This is a genomic window from Roseomonas haemaphysalidis, assembly GCF_017355405.1.
GTDB classification, from domain to species: domain Bacteria; phylum Pseudomonadota; class Alphaproteobacteria; order Acetobacterales; family Acetobacteraceae; genus Pseudoroseomonas; species Pseudoroseomonas haemaphysalidis.
Window position 1 is genome coordinate 204,146 of sequence record NZ_CP061178.1, and the last position, 17,740, is coordinate 221,885.

The 17,740-nt window shown below is 66.5% G+C and carries 16 protein-coding genes; 5 read left to right on the plus strand and 11 right to left on the minus strand.

Annotation, left to right across the window (positions count from 1 at the left end; translation table 11 throughout):
* Positions 1–73 precede the first annotated feature (73 nt).
* Positions 74–1,036 (plus strand): endonuclease/exonuclease/phosphatase family protein, encoded by a 963-nt coding sequence (locus tag IAI59_RS18565; RefSeq protein WP_237181240.1) that lies wholly within the window; start codon positions 74–76, stop codon positions 1,034–1,036.
* A gap of 9 nt (positions 1,037–1,045) precedes the next feature.
* On the opposite strand, the gene IAI59_RS18570 is transcribed toward IAI59_RS18565, so the two are convergent.
* From IAI59_RS18570 to IAI59_RS18615, 10 genes are all read right to left on the minus strand, one after another.
* Positions 1,046–2,137, minus strand: a complete 1,092-nt coding sequence (locus IAI59_RS18570; RefSeq protein ID WP_207415868.1) for an ABC transporter ATP-binding protein — start codon at positions 2,135–2,137, stop codon at positions 1,046–1,048.
* Between the two features lie 14 nt (positions 2,138–2,151).
* Complete coding sequence (locus IAI59_RS18575) at positions 2,152–3,066, minus strand: ABC transporter permease subunit (protein WP_207415869.1); 915 nt, start codon at positions 3,064–3,066, stop codon at positions 2,152–2,154.
* Between the two features lie 7 nt (positions 3,067–3,073).
* A complete protein-coding gene (locus tag IAI59_RS18580) occupies positions 3,074–3,964 on the minus strand; it encodes a carbohydrate ABC transporter permease (protein WP_207415870.1) in 891 nt (296 codons plus the stop codon).
* Positions 3,965–4,012: 48 nt separating this feature from the next.
* Entirely contained in the window at positions 4,013–5,350 is a 1,338-nt protein-coding gene (locus IAI59_RS18585) for an extracellular solute-binding protein (protein WP_207415871.1), read from the minus strand.
* A 315-nt stretch (positions 5,351–5,665) separates the two neighbouring features.
* Positions 5,666–5,971 carry a hypothetical protein gene (locus IAI59_RS18590; protein ID WP_207415872.1) on the minus strand — a complete coding sequence of 102 codons (306 nt, stop codon included), beginning with the start codon at positions 5,969–5,971 and terminating at the stop codon, positions 5,666–5,668.
* Positions 5,972–6,052: 81 nt separating this feature from the next.
* Entirely contained in the window at positions 6,053–7,030 is a 978-nt protein-coding gene (locus IAI59_RS18595) for an ABC transporter ATP-binding protein (RefSeq protein ID WP_207415873.1), read from the minus strand.
* The gene (locus tag IAI59_RS18600; RefSeq protein ID WP_207415874.1) at positions 7,027–8,028 is read right to left on the minus strand and encodes an ABC transporter ATP-binding protein; all 1,002 of its coding nucleotides are present in this window, start codon (positions 8,026–8,028) and stop codon (positions 7,027–7,029) included. Before IAI59_RS18600 ends, IAI59_RS18595 begins: the two co-directional genes overlap by 4 nt.
* Positions 8,007–8,879 (minus strand): ABC transporter permease, encoded by an 873-nt coding sequence (locus IAI59_RS18605; RefSeq protein ID WP_207415875.1) that lies wholly within the window; start codon positions 8,877–8,879, stop codon positions 8,007–8,009. Before IAI59_RS18605 ends, IAI59_RS18600 begins: the two co-directional genes overlap by 22 nt.
* A complete protein-coding gene (locus tag IAI59_RS18610; RefSeq protein ID WP_207415876.1) occupies positions 8,876–9,814 on the minus strand; it encodes an ABC transporter permease in 939 nt (312 codons plus the stop codon). Before IAI59_RS18610 ends, IAI59_RS18605 begins: the two co-directional genes overlap by 4 nt.
* 10 nt (positions 9,815–9,824) lie before the next feature.
* Positions 9,825–11,372, minus strand: a complete 1,548-nt coding sequence (locus IAI59_RS18615) for an ABC transporter substrate-binding protein (RefSeq protein ID WP_237180490.1) — start codon at positions 11,370–11,372, stop codon at positions 9,825–9,827.
* 307 nt (positions 11,373–11,679) lie between these two features.
* On the opposite strand from IAI59_RS18615, the gene IAI59_RS18620 reads away from it, so the two are divergent.
* The 4 genes from IAI59_RS18620 to IAI59_RS18635 all read left to right on the plus strand — a co-directional run bounded on the left by IAI59_RS18620 (position 11,680) and on the right by IAI59_RS18635 (position 16,284).
* Complete coding sequence (locus tag IAI59_RS18620) at positions 11,680–12,828, plus strand: 2-aminoethylphosphonate--pyruvate transaminase (RefSeq protein WP_207415878.1); 1,149 nt, start codon at positions 11,680–11,682, stop codon at positions 12,826–12,828.
* A gap of 100 nt (positions 12,829–12,928) precedes the next feature.
* Complete coding sequence (locus tag IAI59_RS18625; protein ID WP_207415879.1) at positions 12,929–14,488, plus strand: ABC transporter substrate-binding protein; 1,560 nt, start codon at positions 12,929–12,931, stop codon at positions 14,486–14,488.
* Positions 14,485–15,492 (plus strand): substrate-binding domain-containing protein, encoded by a 1,008-nt coding sequence (locus tag IAI59_RS18630; protein WP_207415880.1) that lies wholly within the window; start codon positions 14,485–14,487, stop codon positions 15,490–15,492. Before IAI59_RS18625 ends, IAI59_RS18630 begins: the two co-directional genes overlap by 4 nt.
* A gap of 12 nt (positions 15,493–15,504) precedes the next feature.
* The gene (locus IAI59_RS18635) at positions 15,505–16,284 is read left to right on the plus strand and encodes an SDR family NAD(P)-dependent oxidoreductase (RefSeq protein ID WP_207415881.1); all 780 of its coding nucleotides are present in this window, start codon (positions 15,505–15,507) and stop codon (positions 16,282–16,284) included.
* A gap of 428 nt (positions 16,285–16,712) precedes the next feature.
* Here the strand turns inward: IAI59_RS18635 and IAI59_RS18640 are convergent, their stop codons facing one another.
* Positions 16,713–17,681, minus strand: a complete 969-nt coding sequence (locus IAI59_RS18640) for a LysR family transcriptional regulator (RefSeq protein ID WP_207415882.1) — start codon at positions 17,679–17,681, stop codon at positions 16,713–16,715.
* Positions 17,682–17,740: the final 59 nt, after the last annotated feature.

The window sequence follows — 17,740 nt, forward strand, 5'->3', positions numbered from 1 at the left end:
TCAGAAAACGGCGTTAAACGGGTCGCCCGCCCTTGGGAAAACCCTCATGCCATCCGTGCCGCCCCCCATGATCGTGCCGACCTTGACCCCCGTCCCGGCGGGAAACCGGGACGCCTGGTTGCAGGCCCCCGCCACGCCGCAGGTGCATGCGGCTGCCTTGTCCACCCTGCCGGCCTTCGGGGAGGTCGAGGTGGCAGGCACCGCCGCCGCCCTACCCCCGGCCGGCCCGTTGCGGATCGCCGCGTGGAATGTCGAGCGCTGCCTGTTCCCGGATGCCAGCGCCGCGCTGCTGCGGCGGGAAGCCGCGGCCCTGACGCTGCTGACCGAGATGGATCAGGGCTGCCACCGCACGGGCCAGCGCCACACCACCCGGTTGCTGGCAGACGCCCTGGACCAGGGCTACGCCTTTGCCGTGGAGTTTTTGGAACTGGCCGCCATGCCCGCGCCCATCTCCTTTGCCGGCAATCCGCCAGGCAACACTCTGGGCTTTCACGGCAACGGCTTTGTCAGCGCCTTGCCGTTCCGCGACCCCGTGGTGATCCGGCTGGACCCGGAAGCCGACTGGTTTGTGACGCCGCGCGGCGGGCAGAAGCGCATCGGCGCCCGCATGGCCGTGGCTGCCATTTTCCGCCACCAAGCGGTGGAATTCGTCGGCTGCAGCGTCCACCTGGAAAGCGATACCGACTTCGCGGGCCGCGACCGGCAAATGGCTGCGCTGCTGCGGGCGCTGGACGGCCTCGCGGAGGGCCTGCCGGTGGTGGTGGGCGGTGACCTGAACACGCATGTGACCGCGGGTGCTGCGGACGACCCGCGTGAGCTGCTGTTCGAAACCGCGCGCCGTCAGGGCTACGACTGGCACGTGTCCGGCGCCAGCACCCGCCCGAGCCATTGGAGCACGGGCTGCGGCCCACGGCAGCTCGACTGGTTCTGCACGCGCGGTTGCCGTGTCAGCGAGGCGCGCATGACGCCGGCACTGGACGAGGCCGGCACGGTGTTGAGCGACCACGAGCTGATCGGCATCACCGTCAGCTTCTGAGGCAAGGCTTCAGGCGGTGGTTTCCAGCACCGCCTGCACCGCGTGCGGCTCCAGCCGGTCGCCGCTGCGGCTGTCGAAGACATGCAGCCGCCCGGCGGGCAGGGCCAGGCCCAATCGGTCGCCGCGCCGGAGCGGATGCTCAGGCGGCAGGTGCAGCAGGACCGGCGTGCCTTGCCACCGCGCGTGCACCAGCCGGCTGGTGCCGATATCCTCGATCAGCTCGCAGTCGGCGGCCAGCGGGCCTTCCGTGACATGCTCCGGGCGGATGCCCAGCGTCACCGGGTGGCCGGCGGGCAGGATGCCGGGCAGCGGCACGACGGCGCCCGGCGCCACCCGCACGCCCCGCCCGTCTGCGGTGATGGTGCCGCTCCAGAGATTCATGGCCGGCGAGCCGAGGAACCCCGCCACGAAGCGCGTGCGCGGGCGGTCGTAGACCTCGCGCGGCGCGCCCACCTGCTCCACCCGGCCGCCCGACATCACCACCAGCAGGTCGGCCAGCGTCATCGCCTCGATCTGGTCGTGGGTCACCAGCACGGAGGTGGCGCGCAGGCGCTCGTGCAGCCGCCGCAGCTCGATCCGCATCTGCACCCGCAGCGTGGCATCGAGATTGGACAGCGGCTCGTCGAACAGGAAGACCTCGGGGTGGCGCACCATGGCGCGGCCGATCGCGACGCGTTGCCGCTGTCCGCCCGAGAGCTGGCCGGGCCGGCGGTCCAGCAACGCCTCCAGCGCCAGGGCGGAGGCGACCTCGGCCACTTTGGCCATGCGCTGTGCCCGGCCCATGCCCGCGACCTTCAAAGGATAGCCGATATTCTCGGCCACCGACATATGGGGGTAAAGCGCGTAGTTCTGGAACACCATGGCGCAGCCGCGGTCCTTGGGCTCCAGTTCGTTGACGCGGCGGCCGGCGATGCGGACCTCCCCGGCGCTGATGCCTTCCAGCCCCGCGATCATCCGCAGCATGGTGGACTTGCCGCAGCCAGAGGGGCCGAGCACGACCACAAAGGCACCTTCTGGCAGATCCAGCGAAACGCCGTCGACGGAGGGCGCGGCGGCGCCGGGGTAGGTCTTGCTGACATGGGTCAGGGTGATGGCGGACATGCGGGCGGTCCTGCTCACTTCTCGGTTGCGACGAGGCCGCGAACGAACCAGCGCTGCATCACCACCACCACCAACAGCGGCGGCAGCATGACGATCAGCGTGGCGGCCATGACGACGTTCCAGTCCGGTACGCTGTCACCACGCGGCACCATGCGGGACAGCTGCACCATCACGGTGCTGCGGTTGGGATCGGTGGTCACCAGCAGCGGCCATAGGTACTGGTTCCAGGCGTAGACGAACATGATGGTGGCGAGCGCCGCCATGTTGGTGCGCGACAACGGCAGCAGGATGTCACGCAGGAAGCGCAACGGCCCGGCGCCGTCCATGCGCGCGGCCTCCACCAGCTCCTCCGGGATGGTCATGAAGAACTGGCGGTAGAGGAAGGTGCCGGTAGCCGTGGCGACCAGGGGCAGGATCAAGCCGGCATAGGAGTTCAGCATGCGCCACTCCAGCGCGATGCGGATGCCGGAAAGGTTTTCTACCAGCCCGGTGGTACCGGTCGCGTCCAGGATCGCCTGGAAGGGGCGCAGCGCATTGGCAGCCACCGCGTAGGTGGGCACGATGCGGACCTCGAGCGGCAGCATCAGCGTCACGAAGATCAGCCAGAATACCAGCATCTTGGCGCGCCACTGGAAGAACACCACGGCGTAGGCTGCCAGCGCCGCCACCAGGATCTTGCCCGCCATGACGCCGAGCGCCACGATGGCGCTGGTGACAAAACGGCTGCCGAGCTGACCCCGTGTCCAGGCCGCCTGCAGATTCTCCCACAGATGCGGCCCGGGCAGCCAGTTGAGGCCGCCGCTGTTGACGCCAGCCAGGTCCTGGCTGGCCGCCGTGAAGGCCAGCCAGATGGGCGCCAGCAGGCACAGCGCGCCGCCGAGCAGCAGCAGGTGGGACATCAGATCCAGCAGGGGGCGGCGTTCGACCAAATCGGCCTCACTTGTAATGCAGGCGCCGCTCGACAAAGCGGAACTGGATGAAGGTAAGCGCCACGACCAGGAGCATCAGCACGATGCTCTGCGCAGCGGCGCCGGAATAATCGAGACCTTTGAAGCCATCGGCGTAGATCTTGTAGACCATCAGGTCGGTCGAGCGCGCCGGGCCGCCCGCCGTCATCACGTCCACCAGCGCGAAGCTGTGGGTGAAGCTATCGGTCAGGTTGATGATGACCAGAAAGAACAGCGTCGGCGCCAGCAGCGGCGCCTGCAGGTCGCGCATCCGGCGCAGCGGCCCGGCGCCATCCATCGCCGCCGCCTCGACCAGTCCGCGCGGGATGGACTGCAGTCCCGCCAGCAGGAAAACGAAGTTGTAGGAGACGAGCTGCCAGGCACCGGCCAGCACCAGCATGACCATGGCGTGGTTGCCGTTCAACACAGGGTTCCAGAGCCCCGGAGACGCCTGGTTCAACACCGCGAAGACGCCTGAGCGCGGGTCGAACACGAAGCGGAAGACGATGCCCACCGCCGGCGCCGCGATGGCATAGGGCCAGATCAGCGCAAGACGGTAGCCGCGAGTATAGGTCAGCTCACGGTCCACGAACATGGCCAACAGCAGCGAGATGCCGATGGCGAGGATGGTGGTGGCCACGGCGTAGACCACGCTGATGCGGACGGAATGCCAGTAGTTGGGGTCCGTGAACACGGCCGCGAAGTTTTGCAGCCCGACCCAGTCGTTGCCGCCGCCCCAGGGCTGCTCCAGCGTGAAGGCCCAGTACAACGCCTCACCGGTCGGCCAGTAAAAGAACACGAAGATGATGAGGAGCTGCGGCGCCACCAGGGCCCATGGCAGCCAGGGGCTGCGGAACAACGCGCGTCGGGAATGGCTCATGATATGGCTCCGGCGCCGCCGCCCGGGAGCGGCGGCGCCCGCTGGCGTTCAGGGCAGCTGCTTGCCGCGGTAGGTCTGCTCGAAGCGGCGCAGCAGGCGGTTGCCCTCGGTCTGGATCGCCTCCAGCGCCTGGTCCATGGTCTTGCTGCCGGCGAAGGCCGCCTGCATCTCATTGGCATAGGCTGCGCGGAACTGCGTCATGTTGCCGAGGCGCAGGCCACGGGAGTTCTCGGTCGGCTCGGTCAGCAGCAGGCTTTGCATCGCGACCTCGCGGCCCACGTTCTCCGGACGCAGGAAGAAGCCGTCGTTCTTCATGGCGTCGAAGCCCGCCTGCGTCACGGGGATATAGCCAGTGACGGTGGACCAGTAGGTCTCTGATTCCGGCGTCGCCAGGAAGGCAAAGAACGCGGCTGCGGCGCGGTACTCTCCGGCCGGGCGGCCCTTCAGTGTCCAGAGCGAGGCGCCGCCGACGCGGGAGTTGGTGCGCGTCGTGCCTTCGTAGACCGGCAGCAGCGCGGGGGTCCAGTCGAGGCCGGCGGCAGCGGTGCGGCGCACCGTCTGGTGGTTCGCGATCGAGGCGAAGCCTACCGCGCAGTCGCCCGCCGCGAAGGATGTGACGACATCCCGCCCGCCCTGCGCCGTGCGGAGCTGAATCAGCCCTTCCTTGTACCAATTGTACAGGTTGTTGTAGTGCCGCTTCACGATGCCCTGGTTGAAGATATACTCGGCATCCAGCCCGCCGTAACCGTTGTCGCGCGTGGCGACGGGGACGTTATGGATGGCGGAGAACTGCTCAAGCTGTGGCCAGCTGTCAAAGTCGATCGCCATGGGGCAGGCGTGGCCTTGTGCCTTCAGGGCACGCAGCGCGCGTTCGACGCCTTCCCATGTCTCGGGCGGCTGTTCGAAGCCCACCGCCTTGAAGGCACCGCGGTTCCAGTACATCACCGCCGTCGAGGAGTTGAAGGGAAAGGACAGCATCTCGCCCTTCGACGTCGCGTAGTAGGCGGCGATGGGCGACAGGTAGTTGCTCCAGTTCACCGCGCGATTCTGCTGCGCCATCAGCTCGCGCGCCGGAAGGTGCACGTTGGCCAGCATCATGTCGGCGGTGCCGGCATCGTAGACCTGTACCACCGTCGGCTGCTCATTGGCGCGGAAAGCGGCGATGGTGTTCTGCAACGCCTTGGCGTAGTCGCCCTGGCTGGTGCAGGTGACCGAGAATTCTTGTTGCGCATCGTTGAAACGCTGGCAGACGGATTGTACCGCCTCGCTCAGCTGGCCCGTCAGGCCGTACCAGAACGTGAAGTTCTGGCGCTGGGCCTGGGCCTGACCGGCCGTGGCGCCGAGGCTCAGCGCAATGCCGGCCGCGATGGCGGTTCTACGAAACATGTCGACCTCTCGAAGAGCTTTCGGTCGGCCGATTAGTCGCTCACTGCTACAGATCGAGGGGGTCTCGATGACATGTTTATGACTACCCGATCAGTGCATGACCGATGCCCTCCTGCTGGGCATGAACAGGGGGGAGACCGCCCTTTCAACGGCAGACCACGTGAACAACACCCACCTTCCGGCGTCAGGTGCTAAGTGGCAGTCTTTGGCATCAGCTAGGACTTGCTGGCCAGCCGCGATCTTTCGCGGAATGATTGTATGGAGGCCGACATAGTTCGCGCACGCGGGGGCTGCTCCGGCAGGAAAGCAGGAGGCCTATCCCGCCCCCTGCGCCTTCTTGACCTCAGCCAACACCGCCTCATGCGTCGCTAGGATTCGCCGCAACGTGGGCTTCCCCTTGTCGCTCGCCTCGGCAATGCCCTCGTGCATCTCCTCGATCCCCATGGCGATCTGTTCGGCCAAGCCGGACAGTCGCTCCTGCATCTGCTCATCGTGATCCTTGAGCTCGGCCGTCCAGATCGCCAGGACGCGCGATGTTTCGGCGGCAGCGCGTTCGGGTGGAACACCCGCTTGTAGCAGCTTGATGAGGGGGGCCAGGTCAGCAGAGGGTGTGCGGGACATGCCGGGAAAATAGGCAGGCGGGCATTGGGTGGCTAGACGATAAACGGATCCATCGTGGTGACAGTCGTCCTGCCCCGCTGGTCAGGCCAAGTGGCAGACCACGCTGTGGTGCCCAGCCTCCACCCGCAACTGTGGTACGACGCTGCGGCAGCGCTCCATCACCGCCGGGCAGCGGGTATGGAAAGGACAGCCGGCGGGCACACGCAGCGGGCTCGGCAGCTCGCCAGACAGCGCGGGCGGCGCATCGCGCAGCGCGCCGGCGGTGAGCTTCGGCGCCGCCTGCAGCAGCGCGCGGGTATAGGGGTGCCGGGGGGCCGTGAAGATCGTTTCGGCCGCGCCCATCTCGACCACCCGGCCCAGATACATCACCGCCACCTGATGCGCGAGGTGGCGCACCACGCGCAGGTCATGCGAGACGAACAGGATGGACAGGCCAAGCCTCTGCTGCATCTCCAGCAGCAGGTTGAGGATCTGCGCCTGCACCGACACATCGAGCGCCGAGACGATCTCGTCGGCGATCAGCAGCTCCGGTTCCAGCGCCAGCGCGCGGGCGATGGCGATGCGCTGGCGCTGGCCGCCCGAGAAGGCATGCGGCGCACGGCCGGCCGCGTTGGCCGGCAGCTGCACCAGGGCCAGCAGCTCAGCGACCCGCGCCGCGATGCGCGCCGGGGGCACCATGCGATGCACGCGCAGCGCTTCCGCCAAGGTCTCGCCCACCGTCATGCGCGGGTTGAGCGAGCCATAGGGGTCCTGGAACACCATCTGCACGCGGCGGTTGTACTGACGCAGCGCCGTGCCGGACAGGCGGCGGACGTCCTGTCCGTCGAAGTCGATCTGCCCGCCATCGAGCTCGACCAGCCGCACCAGGGCACGGGCTAGGGTGGATTTGCCGCAGCCGGATTCACCCACCACCGCCAGCGTCTCGCCGCGCTGCAGGCTGAGGGTGACGCCGGCCAGCGCGCGCAGCACCGGCCGCGGCGCGCCGCGCAAGGCGTCGATGACGCCACGCCGCCCGGCGAAGCCGCGCTCCAGGTCATCGACCCGCAGCAGCGTGCTCACGCGGCGTGCTCCAGGGTCTGCTGCCGCACCACCTCGGCGCGCAGGCAGGCGGAGGCGTGCCCGGCGCCCACGGCCAGCAGCGGCGGCGGCGCCACGCGGCAGGCCGGTTGCACGAAGGCGCAGCGCGGCGAGAAGCGGCAGCCGGGCGGCAGGGCCAGGGGGTCCGGCGGCAGGCCGGGAATGCCCTCCAGCCGCTGCCGCGCCCGCGCCGCATCGGGCAATGAGCGCAGCAGGCCGAGCGTATAGGCATGCGCGGGGCGGGTGAACAGCGATGCGGTAGGGCCGCTTTCCATCACCTGCCCGGCATACAGCACCGCCACCCGGTCGCAGGTGCCGGCCACGACGCCGAGGTCGTGCGTCACCAGCACCAGCGCCATGCCCAGCTCGTCCTTCAGCCGCAGCAGCAGGCGCAGGATCTGGTCCTGGATGGTGACGTCGAGCGCCGTGGTGGGCTCGTCCGCCAGCAGCAGCTTCGGCCCGGCGGCGAGCGCGATGGCGATCATCACGCGCTGGCGCATGCCGCCCGAGAACTCATGCGGATAGTTGTCGAGCCGACGGCGGCTGTCAGGGATGCCGACCTGCTCCATCAGCTCCACCGCCCGCCGGCGCGCGGCCGCGCCGCGCAGGTCGAGATGCACACGGAGGCTCTCGGTGATCTGCAGCCCGATCGGCAGCACCGGGTTGAGCGCCGTCATCGGCTCCTGGAAGATCATCGCGATCTCCCGCCCGCGAATGCGGCGGAGCTGCTCCTGCGGCATCGCCAGCAGATCACGGCCTTGCCACGACACCTGGCCGGAGACCTCGGCGGCGGCTGGCAGCAAGCGCAGGATGGCGCGTAGCGACAGGCTCTTGCCCGAGCCAGATTCGCCAACAATGCCGAGCACCTCCCCGGCGTCGACCCGCAGGTCGATGCCGGCCACCGGCGTGGCGGCGCCGATGCGCACCGTGAGGCCCGAAAGCGACAGCAGCGGCGCCGTCACGCGCGCCGCCGCAGCCATTGCGCCATGCCGTCGCCCAACAGGGAGAAGCCCATGCCGGCTAGGACGATGGCGAAACCGGGAAAGATCGACATCCACCAAGCCGTGGTCATGAAGTTCTTGCCGTCGGCGATCAGCACGCCCCATTCGGCGGTGGGCGGCTGCGCGCCGAGCCCGAGATAGCCGAGGCTGGAGCCTAGCAGGATGGCCAGCGACATATCCGTCATCCAGTACACCAGGATCGGTGAGATGGCATTGGGCAGCAGGTGGCGGAAGATGATGCGGGCGCGGCCATAGCCCATGACCCGGCCGGCGGCGGCGTAGTCGCGCCGCTTCTGCGCGACGATCTCGCCGCGCATCAGCCGGGCATAGACGATCCAGCCGACGGCGCTGATGGCGATGTACATGTTGATCAGCCCCGGCCCCAGCACGGCGACGATGGCGATGACCAGCACGACGAAGGGGATGGTGACAATGATGTCGACCAGCCGGCGGAACAGCAGGTCCGGCCAGCCGCCGGCATAACCCAGCAGGCAGCCTGCCAGCGTGCCGAACACCGCCGGAAACAGCGTGGAGAAGATGGCGATCTGCAGATCGACCTGCGCAGCCCAGATGGTGCGCGAAAGGATGTCGCGGCCGAAATTGTCGGTGCCGAAGGGATGCGCCCAGCCGGGCGGCTGCAGGATGGCCGTGTAGTCGAAGGCCAGCGGGTCGTAGGGCGCGACCAGGGCCGGCGCGATGCCGCAAAGCAGCAGCAGGGCGATGATGGCACCGCCGGCCAGCAGGCTGCCCGGCAGCCGGGGGCGTGGCCGGGGCGCGGCCAGCGCGGCGGGCGTGGCCGATGCGACCTGCGTGGTGGTTTCCGCGCTCATCCCGCCACCCGGGGGTCGAGCATGGCTTGCACAGTGTCCAGAGCCAGGAACACCACCGAAACCATGACGGCCAGCACCATGGTCAGCCCCTGAACCACCGCGTAGTCGCGGGCGAAGATGCTGTCGATCATCAACCGGCCGATGCCGGGGATGGCAAAGACCGTCTCGGTGATGACGGCACCGCCCACCAGCGTGCCGATATGCAGCCCCAGCAGCGTGACGGTGGAGACCCAGGCGTTGCGCAGCACGTGCCGGCGCAGCACCAGCCGAGCCGGTAGCCCCTTGGCCGTGGCGAACTCGATGTACTCGGCGTGCAGCACCTCGATCAGCGCGTCGCGCAGGTTGCGCAGCAGGATGGCGGCGAGGCTGAGCGCCAGCGTCAGCGCCGGCAGGAACAGGTAGTACAGGTTCTCCACGAAGCCGGTGCCGATGCCGCCCACGGGAAACCAGCGCAGCCCGGCGCCCAGCGTGATGAGCAGCACGAGGCCAATGTAGAACACTGGCATCGAGACGCTGAGCTGCGCGAAGAGGCGGATGGCGGCATCCGCCCAGCCGCCCTTGCGCAGCGCCGCGACGAAGGCCAGCGGCACCGCCATGAGCAGCGCCAGCAGGCAGGCCATGCCGGTCAGCATCAGCGTCACCGGCAGCCGCTCGGCGATCAGCGCGGTGACGGAAACCCGCATGGTGACGGACTGGCCGAACTGCAGGGTCAGCGTCCGCCGAAGGAATTCCCAGAACTGCAGCAGCAGCGGGTCGTCCAGCCGCATGGCCAGCCGGGCCCGGGCCAGGGCCTCGTCCGAGGCGCGCTCGCCGGCCAGCACCATCGCCGGGTCGCCCGGCAGCAGACGCATCAGGAAGAACACCAGCACCGCCACGACCACAACGGTGACCAGGATCTGCAGCAGCCGGCGGCCGAGGATGGCGAACAGGGTCATGGCCCCGCGCTCACGCCTCGACCGAGGTTTCCGCGAAGATGTTGTTGCCGAGGGGGATCTGGATGAAGCCACGCACCTGCTTGCGCAGCGCCACCGGGTAGGGAACGTCGATGCCGAAGATGAAGGGCGCGGCCTCGGTGAAGCGCTTCTGGATCTCTTCGAACATCGCGGCACGCTTGGCCGGGTCCATCTCCTTCTCGCTCTGCTCGAACAGCGTGTTGACGGCGGGGTCGTTCCAGCCAGTGCGGTTGGCCTGGCGGGTTGGGTAATAGGCCATGATGGAGGTGACCTGCTTCGGGTCGTTCAGGTCATTGGTCCAGAGCGAGGTGCGCATCTGGAAATCGGCGGCGTTGAAGCGGGCCAGCCGCGTGGCGTTCTCGAGCTGCTCGATCTTCAGCCGTACGCCCACCTGCGACCACATCTGCTGCAACACGGTCAGCTTGGCCGCGTCATCGGCGCTGCCGGCGAGCGCCATGCAGGTGACCTCGAAGCCGCCGGCATAGCCAGCCTCGGCCAGCAGCTGCTTGGCGCGCCCGAGATTATAGGGGTAGAGCGGCGCAGGGCCATAGGCCATCGGCGTCGCCATCGGCATATAGGAGCGCGCCGGCGTGCCGACGCCGTGCGTGACGATCTGGATCAACGCCTCCTTGTTGGTGGCGTAGTTCAGCGCCTGGCGCACGCGGACGTCGGAGAGCGGGTTCTTGCTGCCGTCCTTCAGCGTCGGCCGGTTGTTCAGCGTAAAGTACTGCACCTGCGCCGCCGGGAACAATTGCATGTCGATGCCCGGCGCGTTGCGCAACTCGGCGACGCGGGCGTAGGGCAGGAACTCGGTCATGTCCACTTCGCCGGCGCGCAGCTTCAGCACCCGCGTCGCGTCGTCGGGGATGATCAGGCAGCGGATCGTGTCGAGGTAGGGCAGGGATTCGCCGGCGGCATCCTTGCGCCAGTAGTGCGGGTTGCGCTTCAGCACCATCTCGCTGTTGCGGCGCCAGCTATCCACGAAGAAGGGGCCGGAGCCGATCGGCTTCTCGGCGAAGCTTGCCCATTTCTCGGCCAGCGTCGCGCCCGGCGCCGCCATGACCAGCTTCTCGGACATGATGCCGGCGTTGAAGGTGGCCAGTGCCTGCAGGATCGAAGGGTCGGGCAGGGCGGTGCGGACCACTACGGTATCGGCCGAAGGCGTTTCCACCGCCGTCACGGCGGCCAGCAGGAAGGCGAACTCGCCGCCCTGCTCCTTGCTGCGTGCGCGGTCCAGCGACCACTTCACGTCGGACACCGCGAGTGGCGAGCCGTCGGCGAACTTCAGTCCCTCGCGCAGCGTGAAGGTGATGGCCTTGCCGTCGTCGGAGATGCTGTGGCTGGCGGCGAGGCCGGGCTGCAGGGCTTTGCCGTCCGGGGTCGGCTGCAGCAGCGTGTCGTAGAGGTTGAGCGAGATCCAGATGTCGGCATTCTGCGCCGTCTGCGTCGGGTCCAGCACCAGGCTGTCAGCATAGCGGGCGAACACCAGGGTGCCGCCGCGCCTGGCGGCCCGGGCCGGTTTGGTGAGCACGCCGGGCATCGCCAGTAGGCTTGATGCAAGGAGAAGGTCACGCCGCTTCATGGATCATTCGCCCTTGAGCAGGAGATGGGGGCAAGCTTTGTGGAGCGGCGGCAAGGCGTCAATCATAACCGCATTGAAACAAGGCAATCTTTGCTCTGGCGCACCGATATTGAACGCTTTTCATTCAAATGCCCGCGGCGCTCTCAATATTCGCCTATTTATTAGACTTTTTTTGTGGATAGACGGTTCGGAGTAAGAAGGCGCCTTCCCATGAAGCATCGGCGTGATGACAGAATGACGGTGCTGTTCCGAAGGAGGACCCCGCATGCCGCGTCATCCTAACCAGCCGCTCCTTCTGACACCCGGCCCCGTCAGCGTATCGCGCACCACCCGTGAGGCCATGATGACCGATCGCCCGGCCGGGGACGTGGAGTTCCAGGAAGATCTCTCCTTCGCGCGGCGATACCTCGTCTCACTGGTGGGCGGCGGTGAGGCCTATACCGCCATTCCACTCCCTGGGAGCGCCACCTACGCCAACGAGGGTGTCATCGCCTCATTGGTTCCCGACGGTGGCAAGCTGCTGCTGCACAGCAACGGCGTTTACGGTGACCGGCTGGTGGAAATCTGCACGCATCTCCGGGTGGAGCACAGCGTGGTGCGGACGCCGCCATTCACGCCGCCTTCCGCGGAATTGTTCGAGCAGATGCTCCGCGCCGACCCCGGTATCACCCACGTCATGCTGGTGCATTGTGAAACCAGCACAGGCGTGCTGAACCCGCTTGAAGGGGTCGCCGCACTGTGCCGGGCCTACAGCAAAGGCCTCCTGGTGGATGCGGTGGCATCGTTCGGTGCCATTCCGCTGGATGCCCGGCGACTGGGTTTTCAGGCCGTCACGCTTTCCTCGAACAAATGCATGCAGGGCGTGCCGGGGGTGGGCTGGGCGGTGGTGCACCGGCAGGCGCTGGAGAACGCCAAGGGCCAGTGCCGCTCGCTGGCGCTGGACCTGTGGGACCATAACCAACACATGGACCGTACCGGCGGCTTCCGCTTCACGCCGCCCACGCATGTGGTCGCGGCCTTTGCCCAGGCCTGCCGCGAGCACGCGGCCGAGGGTGGGGCCCATGCCCGGTTGGCGCGCTATAGCGGCAATTGGCAACGGCTCGTCGATGGCATGCGGCAGATGGGCTTCACCGCCGTGGTTCCGGACCGCTTTGCCTCGCCCATCGTCGCTACCTTCCGCGAGCCGACGCACCCGGCATTCAGTTTCCAGGCGCTGTTCGACGGCATGAAGCAGCGCGGTTTCATCATCTTCCCCGGCCGGCTGGCATTGGCCGATACCTTCCGCATCGGCTGCATGGGCGACGTAACGGAACACGACATCGGCGAGGCGCTGCAGGCAGTGGCCGAGACGTTGGCGGCGATGGGTGTAACACAGTTCGGCCGTGACGAGGTGGCGCTGATCGACCGTCAATGAGATCCACCGATCCCACAGGCAGCCATTGGCCCGGATGTTGCTAGTTTTCAGTCATAAGAGTGTGGGACGCATGTGGATGAGTAGTCAGCGATGGACCGGGATGCTGCAAAGGACCACAGTTGTCCTGACACTCTGTTTCGCGATGCCCGTTATGGCAAAGGATCTTTCGATCGCTGTGGCATCGGCAGTGACGGCGATCGATCCGCACTACCATAACCTGTCGTCCAACTTCAGCGTCGCGATGAATGTCTTCGATCGGTTGATCGATCAAGATGCGCAACAGCGTTTGGTGCCCGGCCTGGCCGTGTCGTGGGCGGCGGTGGACGAGACAACCTGGGAATTCCACCTGCGGCCAGGCGTGACCTTCCACGATGGCAGTGCTTTTGAGGCGGAGGATGTGGCGGCCTCGCTGCGCCGGGTGCCCTGGGTGCCGAACAGCCCCGGCTCCTACGAGGTCTATACCCGCGCGATCACGGAGATCGTCGTGGTGGACCCGCTGACGCTGCGCCTGAAGACCGCGGCACCCGCGCCGTTGCTGCCGGTCGACCTCTCTTCGATCGACATCATCTCCCGCCGGTTTGAAAAGGCCTCGACCGCCGACTTCAACAATGGCACCGCCACTATCGGCACCGGCCCGTTCCGCTTTGTGTCTTATGCATCCGGTGACCGTGTGCAGCTTCGGCGGAACGAGGCGTACTGGGGGCCGGCGCCGGCCTGGGACAATGCGACGATCCGTATGATCCCGGCCAGTGGCGTGCGCATTGCGGCACTGCTTTCCGGCGATGTCCAGGTGATCGACAATGTGCCCCCAGGTGATGCCAAGCATCTGGCCGCGAACGGCACCATGCGCGTGGTCAGCACTCGCTCCAACAGCGTGCTGTTCCTGCACATGGACAGCTTCCGCGACCAGACGCCCATGGTGACCGACCGTGCCGGCCAGCCGCTGCCAGCCAACCCGTTCAAGGATGTGCGGGTGCGCCGCGCCCTGTCGCTGGCCATCGACCGGCAGACGCTCACGGAGCGCCTGATGGAAGGCGCGGCGGCACCGGCCAGCCAGTTGCTGGCCGATGGCTTCTTTGGCGTCAGCCCACGCCTGCGACCTGACCGCTACGATCCGGAGGCCGCCCGCAAGCTGCTGGCCGAGGCCGGCTACCCGGATGGTTTCTCGCTGACCATCGCCGGGCCGAACAATCGCTACCTGAACGACGCCAAGGTGGTGCAGGCCATCGCGCCGATGCTGATCCGCGTGGGTATCGAGGCCAAGGTGGCAACCTTCCCGTGGTCGGTTTTCATCACCCAGGCGGGCCCGCCGCACTATGCCTACAGCGTGTTTCTGGCGGGCAACAGCTCGACCACCGGTGAGGCCTCCTTTCCCTTGCGGGCGCAGTTCGCCACGGTGAACCGCGAAACCGGCATGGGCTCCTCCAACCGCGCCCGCTACTCGAACCCGGAGGTTGATCGTGTGCTAACCGAGGCAATGCGGACGGTCGACGACGGAAAGCGTGAAGCATTGCTGCAAAGGGTGGCCGAGATCGCCATGGCCGACCAGGCCGTAGTGCCGCTGTTCTACCAGGACAACGTCTTCGCCAGCCGTATTGGCTACCGGTATACGCCGCGGTCGGACGGCTTTGTCTCGGCCGCCATGGTGTCGCCGGAATGACGACCGGGCGGCTGCCAGTCAAACTCACCTTCGCCGATTACGCCCGGCTGATGCCGCTGGCGCGGGGCGAGGTGGTGCCACCGGGCATCGACCTGACGCTGACGCTCGGCCGGCGAGGCTCCTGGGAAGACCGCAATGCCATGTTGCGACGGGCATTGAACGATCCGTCGGTGCAGGGGGGCGAGTCCTCGTTCTGCCGCCATGTCATGCGCATCGACCAGGGCGACCGTAGCCATGTGGCGCTGCCGGTCTTCCCACTGCGCGGCTTCACCATCCGCGATCTCTACGCCGTGTCAGGCAGCCCATTCACCGCCATCGCGGACCTCGCTGGTAAGCGGATCGGCATGTACGGCTGGGCCAATAGCGGAGCGGTCTGGTACCGCCACTTGTTGGCCACGCATGGCGTGGATATCGCCGGCATCCACTGGTGCATCGGCCCAGTCGACGACCCGATGCCCGCTGCGAGCCCGGAGGCGCTGCCACCCGGCGTCACCACCCCGCCGGAGGGAGGCTCGCTGTCCGCCATGTTGCTGGCGGGCGAGCTGGACGCGGTGTTCAGTCCGCCACGCCCGCGTGCCTACCATCGTGAGCGCGGACCCATCATCCGGCTGGTGCGCGACTGGAGGGCCGAGGAGGAGCGCTATTTCAAGCAGACAGGCTTGTTCCCCACCCAGCATCTGGTGGTGATCCGCCGCGCGCTGTGGGAGGTGCATCCCTGGGTGGCGCGGGCACTGACCGAAGCCTTTATCGCCGGCAACGACGCCTTCACCGCCGCGCAGCGCAATTTCCCCTATGCCACCCCGTGGCTCGAGGACGAGTTGGAGCGGACCGAGGCTTTGCTGGGAGAGGATTTCCATCCTTATGGCTTCGAACCCAACCGGCAGCCTATCGATATATTCGCCGAACAGTCCTGGCGCGCCGGCATCACGACGCGGCGGCTTTCACCGGAGGTGCTCTTCGCGGAATATCTCGAGAGCGCGGCCCTGCCGCTTCCGCCAGCCTAAGGATACTGGATTATGGATCTTGGACTGACCAATAAATGTGCGTTGGTCACTGGTGGTGCGCGAGGCATCGGGCGGGCGATCGCGGCGAGCCTGTTGGCAGAAGGTGCCCGGGTTGCCTTCTGCAGCCGTTCGCCGGAGCCGGTGGTGGAAACGGAGCGACAGTTGCGTGAGGCTGCCGGCCCCGAACGCGTCTTCGGCTTTCCAGCCGATGTCGCGACCGCCGAGGGTGCCGCGGGTTTCGTGGCTGATGCGGTGGTGGCGCTGGGTGGGGTCGATCTGCTGGTGGCCAACGTGGGTGGCAGCGCCGGCGGCTGGCTGGAGGAGAGCACGCATGACGACTGGCAGCGCACCTTCGCGCTGAACCTGTTCCATGCTGTTGATACCATCCGCGCCGTCGTGCCACATATGCGCCAGCGGGGCGGCGGCAGCATCGTCGTGGTGGCGTCCATCTCTGGCTGGAAGCCCGGCGGCAAGGCGCAGTATGCGGCTGCCAAGGCTGCGGAGATTCAACTCGCGGCCTCCCTGGCGGAGGAACTGGCGCCTGACCGGATCCGCATCAATACGGTCAGTCCCGGCTCCGTTCTCTATGAGGGCGGCGGCTGGGACCGGCGGATGCAGCGGGAGCCCGAGGTCATCGAGGCTTTCATTCAGCGTGAGTTCCCGGGTGGTCGCATGGGAACCGCTGAGGAGATCGCCGATGTGGTTACCTTCGCCTTGTCGCGTCGCGCCAGTTGGGTAAACGGGGCGCATCTTGCCGTCGATGGCGCGCAGCGGCGGCCATCGATCGGCTAAGGCAAACACGGAATCTCAACGACCTTCCTCGAGTATCTGGCAGGTGTGAGCATCTTTTAATAGATGCAGAATCTGCGCTGTTAGTTGACGAGATATATATATCCATACACACTAAAGAAGTTTCTGTGCAAATTATTAGAGTGTTGGCCTGTAGAACTTCATCCTTGCATTTCTCGGCAAAGAGAGTGTCGGGATCAGTCATCAGGGATTTCGTAACGTTATAGAGACAATAAGCGCCCTAAATATTTGGCGAATATTCGAAGATGAGGGCGCCCCCGCAGCCACCGGAACGGAATAATAAATTGTTAGAACAGAAGTGCCGAAGCCATTCATTGTCGATAATAAATCGAACGATTTCTGATCTCTATCGAGCAGCCGAATGAAGGCAGGCACCGGCCAATACTCCGCTCGGCAGGAAGCTTTTTAGATCACTCCGCCTGGACAAGGTGATCCGAAATGGTCACGCCAATCATTTGACGCAGCCAGGCCAGCCCCGGGTCGTCATCCCTTGTCTGTTGCCAGCACACTTCGATGGGATGCGCACGGCAGGGCAGCGGGCATTCGAGTATGTCCAGTTTGCCGGCTACCAAAGCCGTCATCGCAGTTCCGTGTGGTACCGTCGCGATCAGGTCCGTACTTGCCACGATGAGCGCCGCCGCCGTGAAGTGCGGGACCACCACGGCGACGTGGCGCCGTAATCCCCGGAGTTCCAATTCATCGTCGATCCATCCTTTCCGATCGGCAAATGACGACACCTTGACGTGGCCAAGCGCAGCGAAGGTCTGCAGGTCGAAGCCGCGCCGGAATGCCGTATGGCCCTGAGCCAGGATGCAGACCTGCGCTTCTTCCCCAAACCGCTGCACTCTCAACCGCGGGGGCATGATGCCGATATGGCCAAGGGCCAGGTCGATCTTGCCGTCGTCCAGCAATCCCGGCAGTCCGATATGTCCCGGCGCCGTCGCCCGGGGCAGATGGATGGCTTCCAGGCTGACATATGGCGCCGCGGTGCGAAGCCGGCGGACCAGCTGCGGAAGGATGGTGGTGGAAACCAAGTCATTCATGCCGATCCGGAAATGGCGCCGGGACGAGGTGGCATCGAATGGCTCTACGGCGGTGATAGCCTGCTGCAGGATGCTGAGGGCGTGCTGCACGGCGGCCGACAAGGCAACGCAGCGCGCCGTGGGCACCAGCCCTCCGGCGGCGCGCACGAACAGCGGGTCGCCAAAGGCAACCCGCAAGCGCGACAACGCATGGCTCATCGCTGGCTGTGACAACCCGATTATGCGCCCCGCCTCGGTGATCTGCCGGGCCTGGAACAGGGCATCCAACGCCTTCAGAAGATTGAGGTCGAGCCGGAGGAGGTGACGGATTGTCCGCGGGTCATTCATGCCATGCATGAATCAAATGCTAAACATCGATTTGACGGAGGTCCAGGCGGGATGACCTACTGACTGTT

Excerpts from the sequence above, each read along its gene's own strand:
- IAI59_RS18610 (WP_207415876.1), bottom strand. The coding sequence starts at position 9,814 with ATGACCCTGTTCGCCATCCTCGGCCGCCGGCTGCTGCAGATCCTGGTC.
- IAI59_RS18625 (WP_207415879.1), top strand. The coding sequence starts at position 12,929 with ATGCTGCAAAGGACCACAGTTGTCCTGACACTCTGTTTCGCGATGCCC.
- IAI59_RS18620 (WP_207415878.1), top strand. The coding sequence starts at position 11,680 with ATGCCGCGTCATCCTAACCAGCCGCTCCTTCTGACACCCGGCCCCGTC.
- IAI59_RS18600 (WP_207415874.1), bottom strand. The coding sequence starts at position 8,028 with ATGGCTGCGGCGGCGCGCGTGACGGCGCCGCTGCTGTCGCTTTCGGGC.
- IAI59_RS18585 (WP_207415871.1), bottom strand. The coding sequence starts at position 5,350 with ATGTTTCGTAGAACCGCCATCGCGGCCGGCATTGCGCTGAGCCTCGGC.
- IAI59_RS18630 (WP_207415880.1), top strand. The coding sequence starts at position 14,485 with ATGACGACCGGGCGGCTGCCAGTCAAACTCACCTTCGCCGATTACGCC.
- IAI59_RS18635 (WP_207415881.1), top strand. The coding sequence starts at position 15,505 with ATGGATCTTGGACTGACCAATAAATGTGCGTTGGTCACTGGTGGTGCG.
- IAI59_RS18605 (WP_207415875.1), bottom strand. The coding sequence starts at position 8,879 with ATGAGCGCGGAAACCACCACGCAGGTCGCATCGGCCACGCCCGCCGCG.
- IAI59_RS18580 (WP_207415870.1), bottom strand. The coding sequence starts at position 3,964 with ATGAGCCATTCCCGACGCGCGTTGTTCCGCAGCCCCTGGCTGCCATGG.
- IAI59_RS18590 (WP_207415872.1), bottom strand. The coding sequence starts at position 5,971 with ATGTCCCGCACACCCTCTGCTGACCTGGCCCCCCTCATCAAGCTGCTA.
- IAI59_RS18640 (WP_207415882.1), bottom strand. The coding sequence starts at position 17,681 with ATGCATGGCATGAATGACCCGCGGACAATCCGTCACCTCCTCCGGCTC.
- IAI59_RS18615 (WP_237180490.1), bottom strand. The coding sequence starts at position 11,372 with ATGCCCGGCGTGCTCACCAAACCGGCCCGGGCCGCCAGGCGCGGCGGC.
- IAI59_RS18570 (WP_207415868.1), bottom strand. The coding sequence starts at position 2,137 with ATGTCCGCCATCACCCTGACCCATGTCAGCAAGACCTACCCCGGCGCC.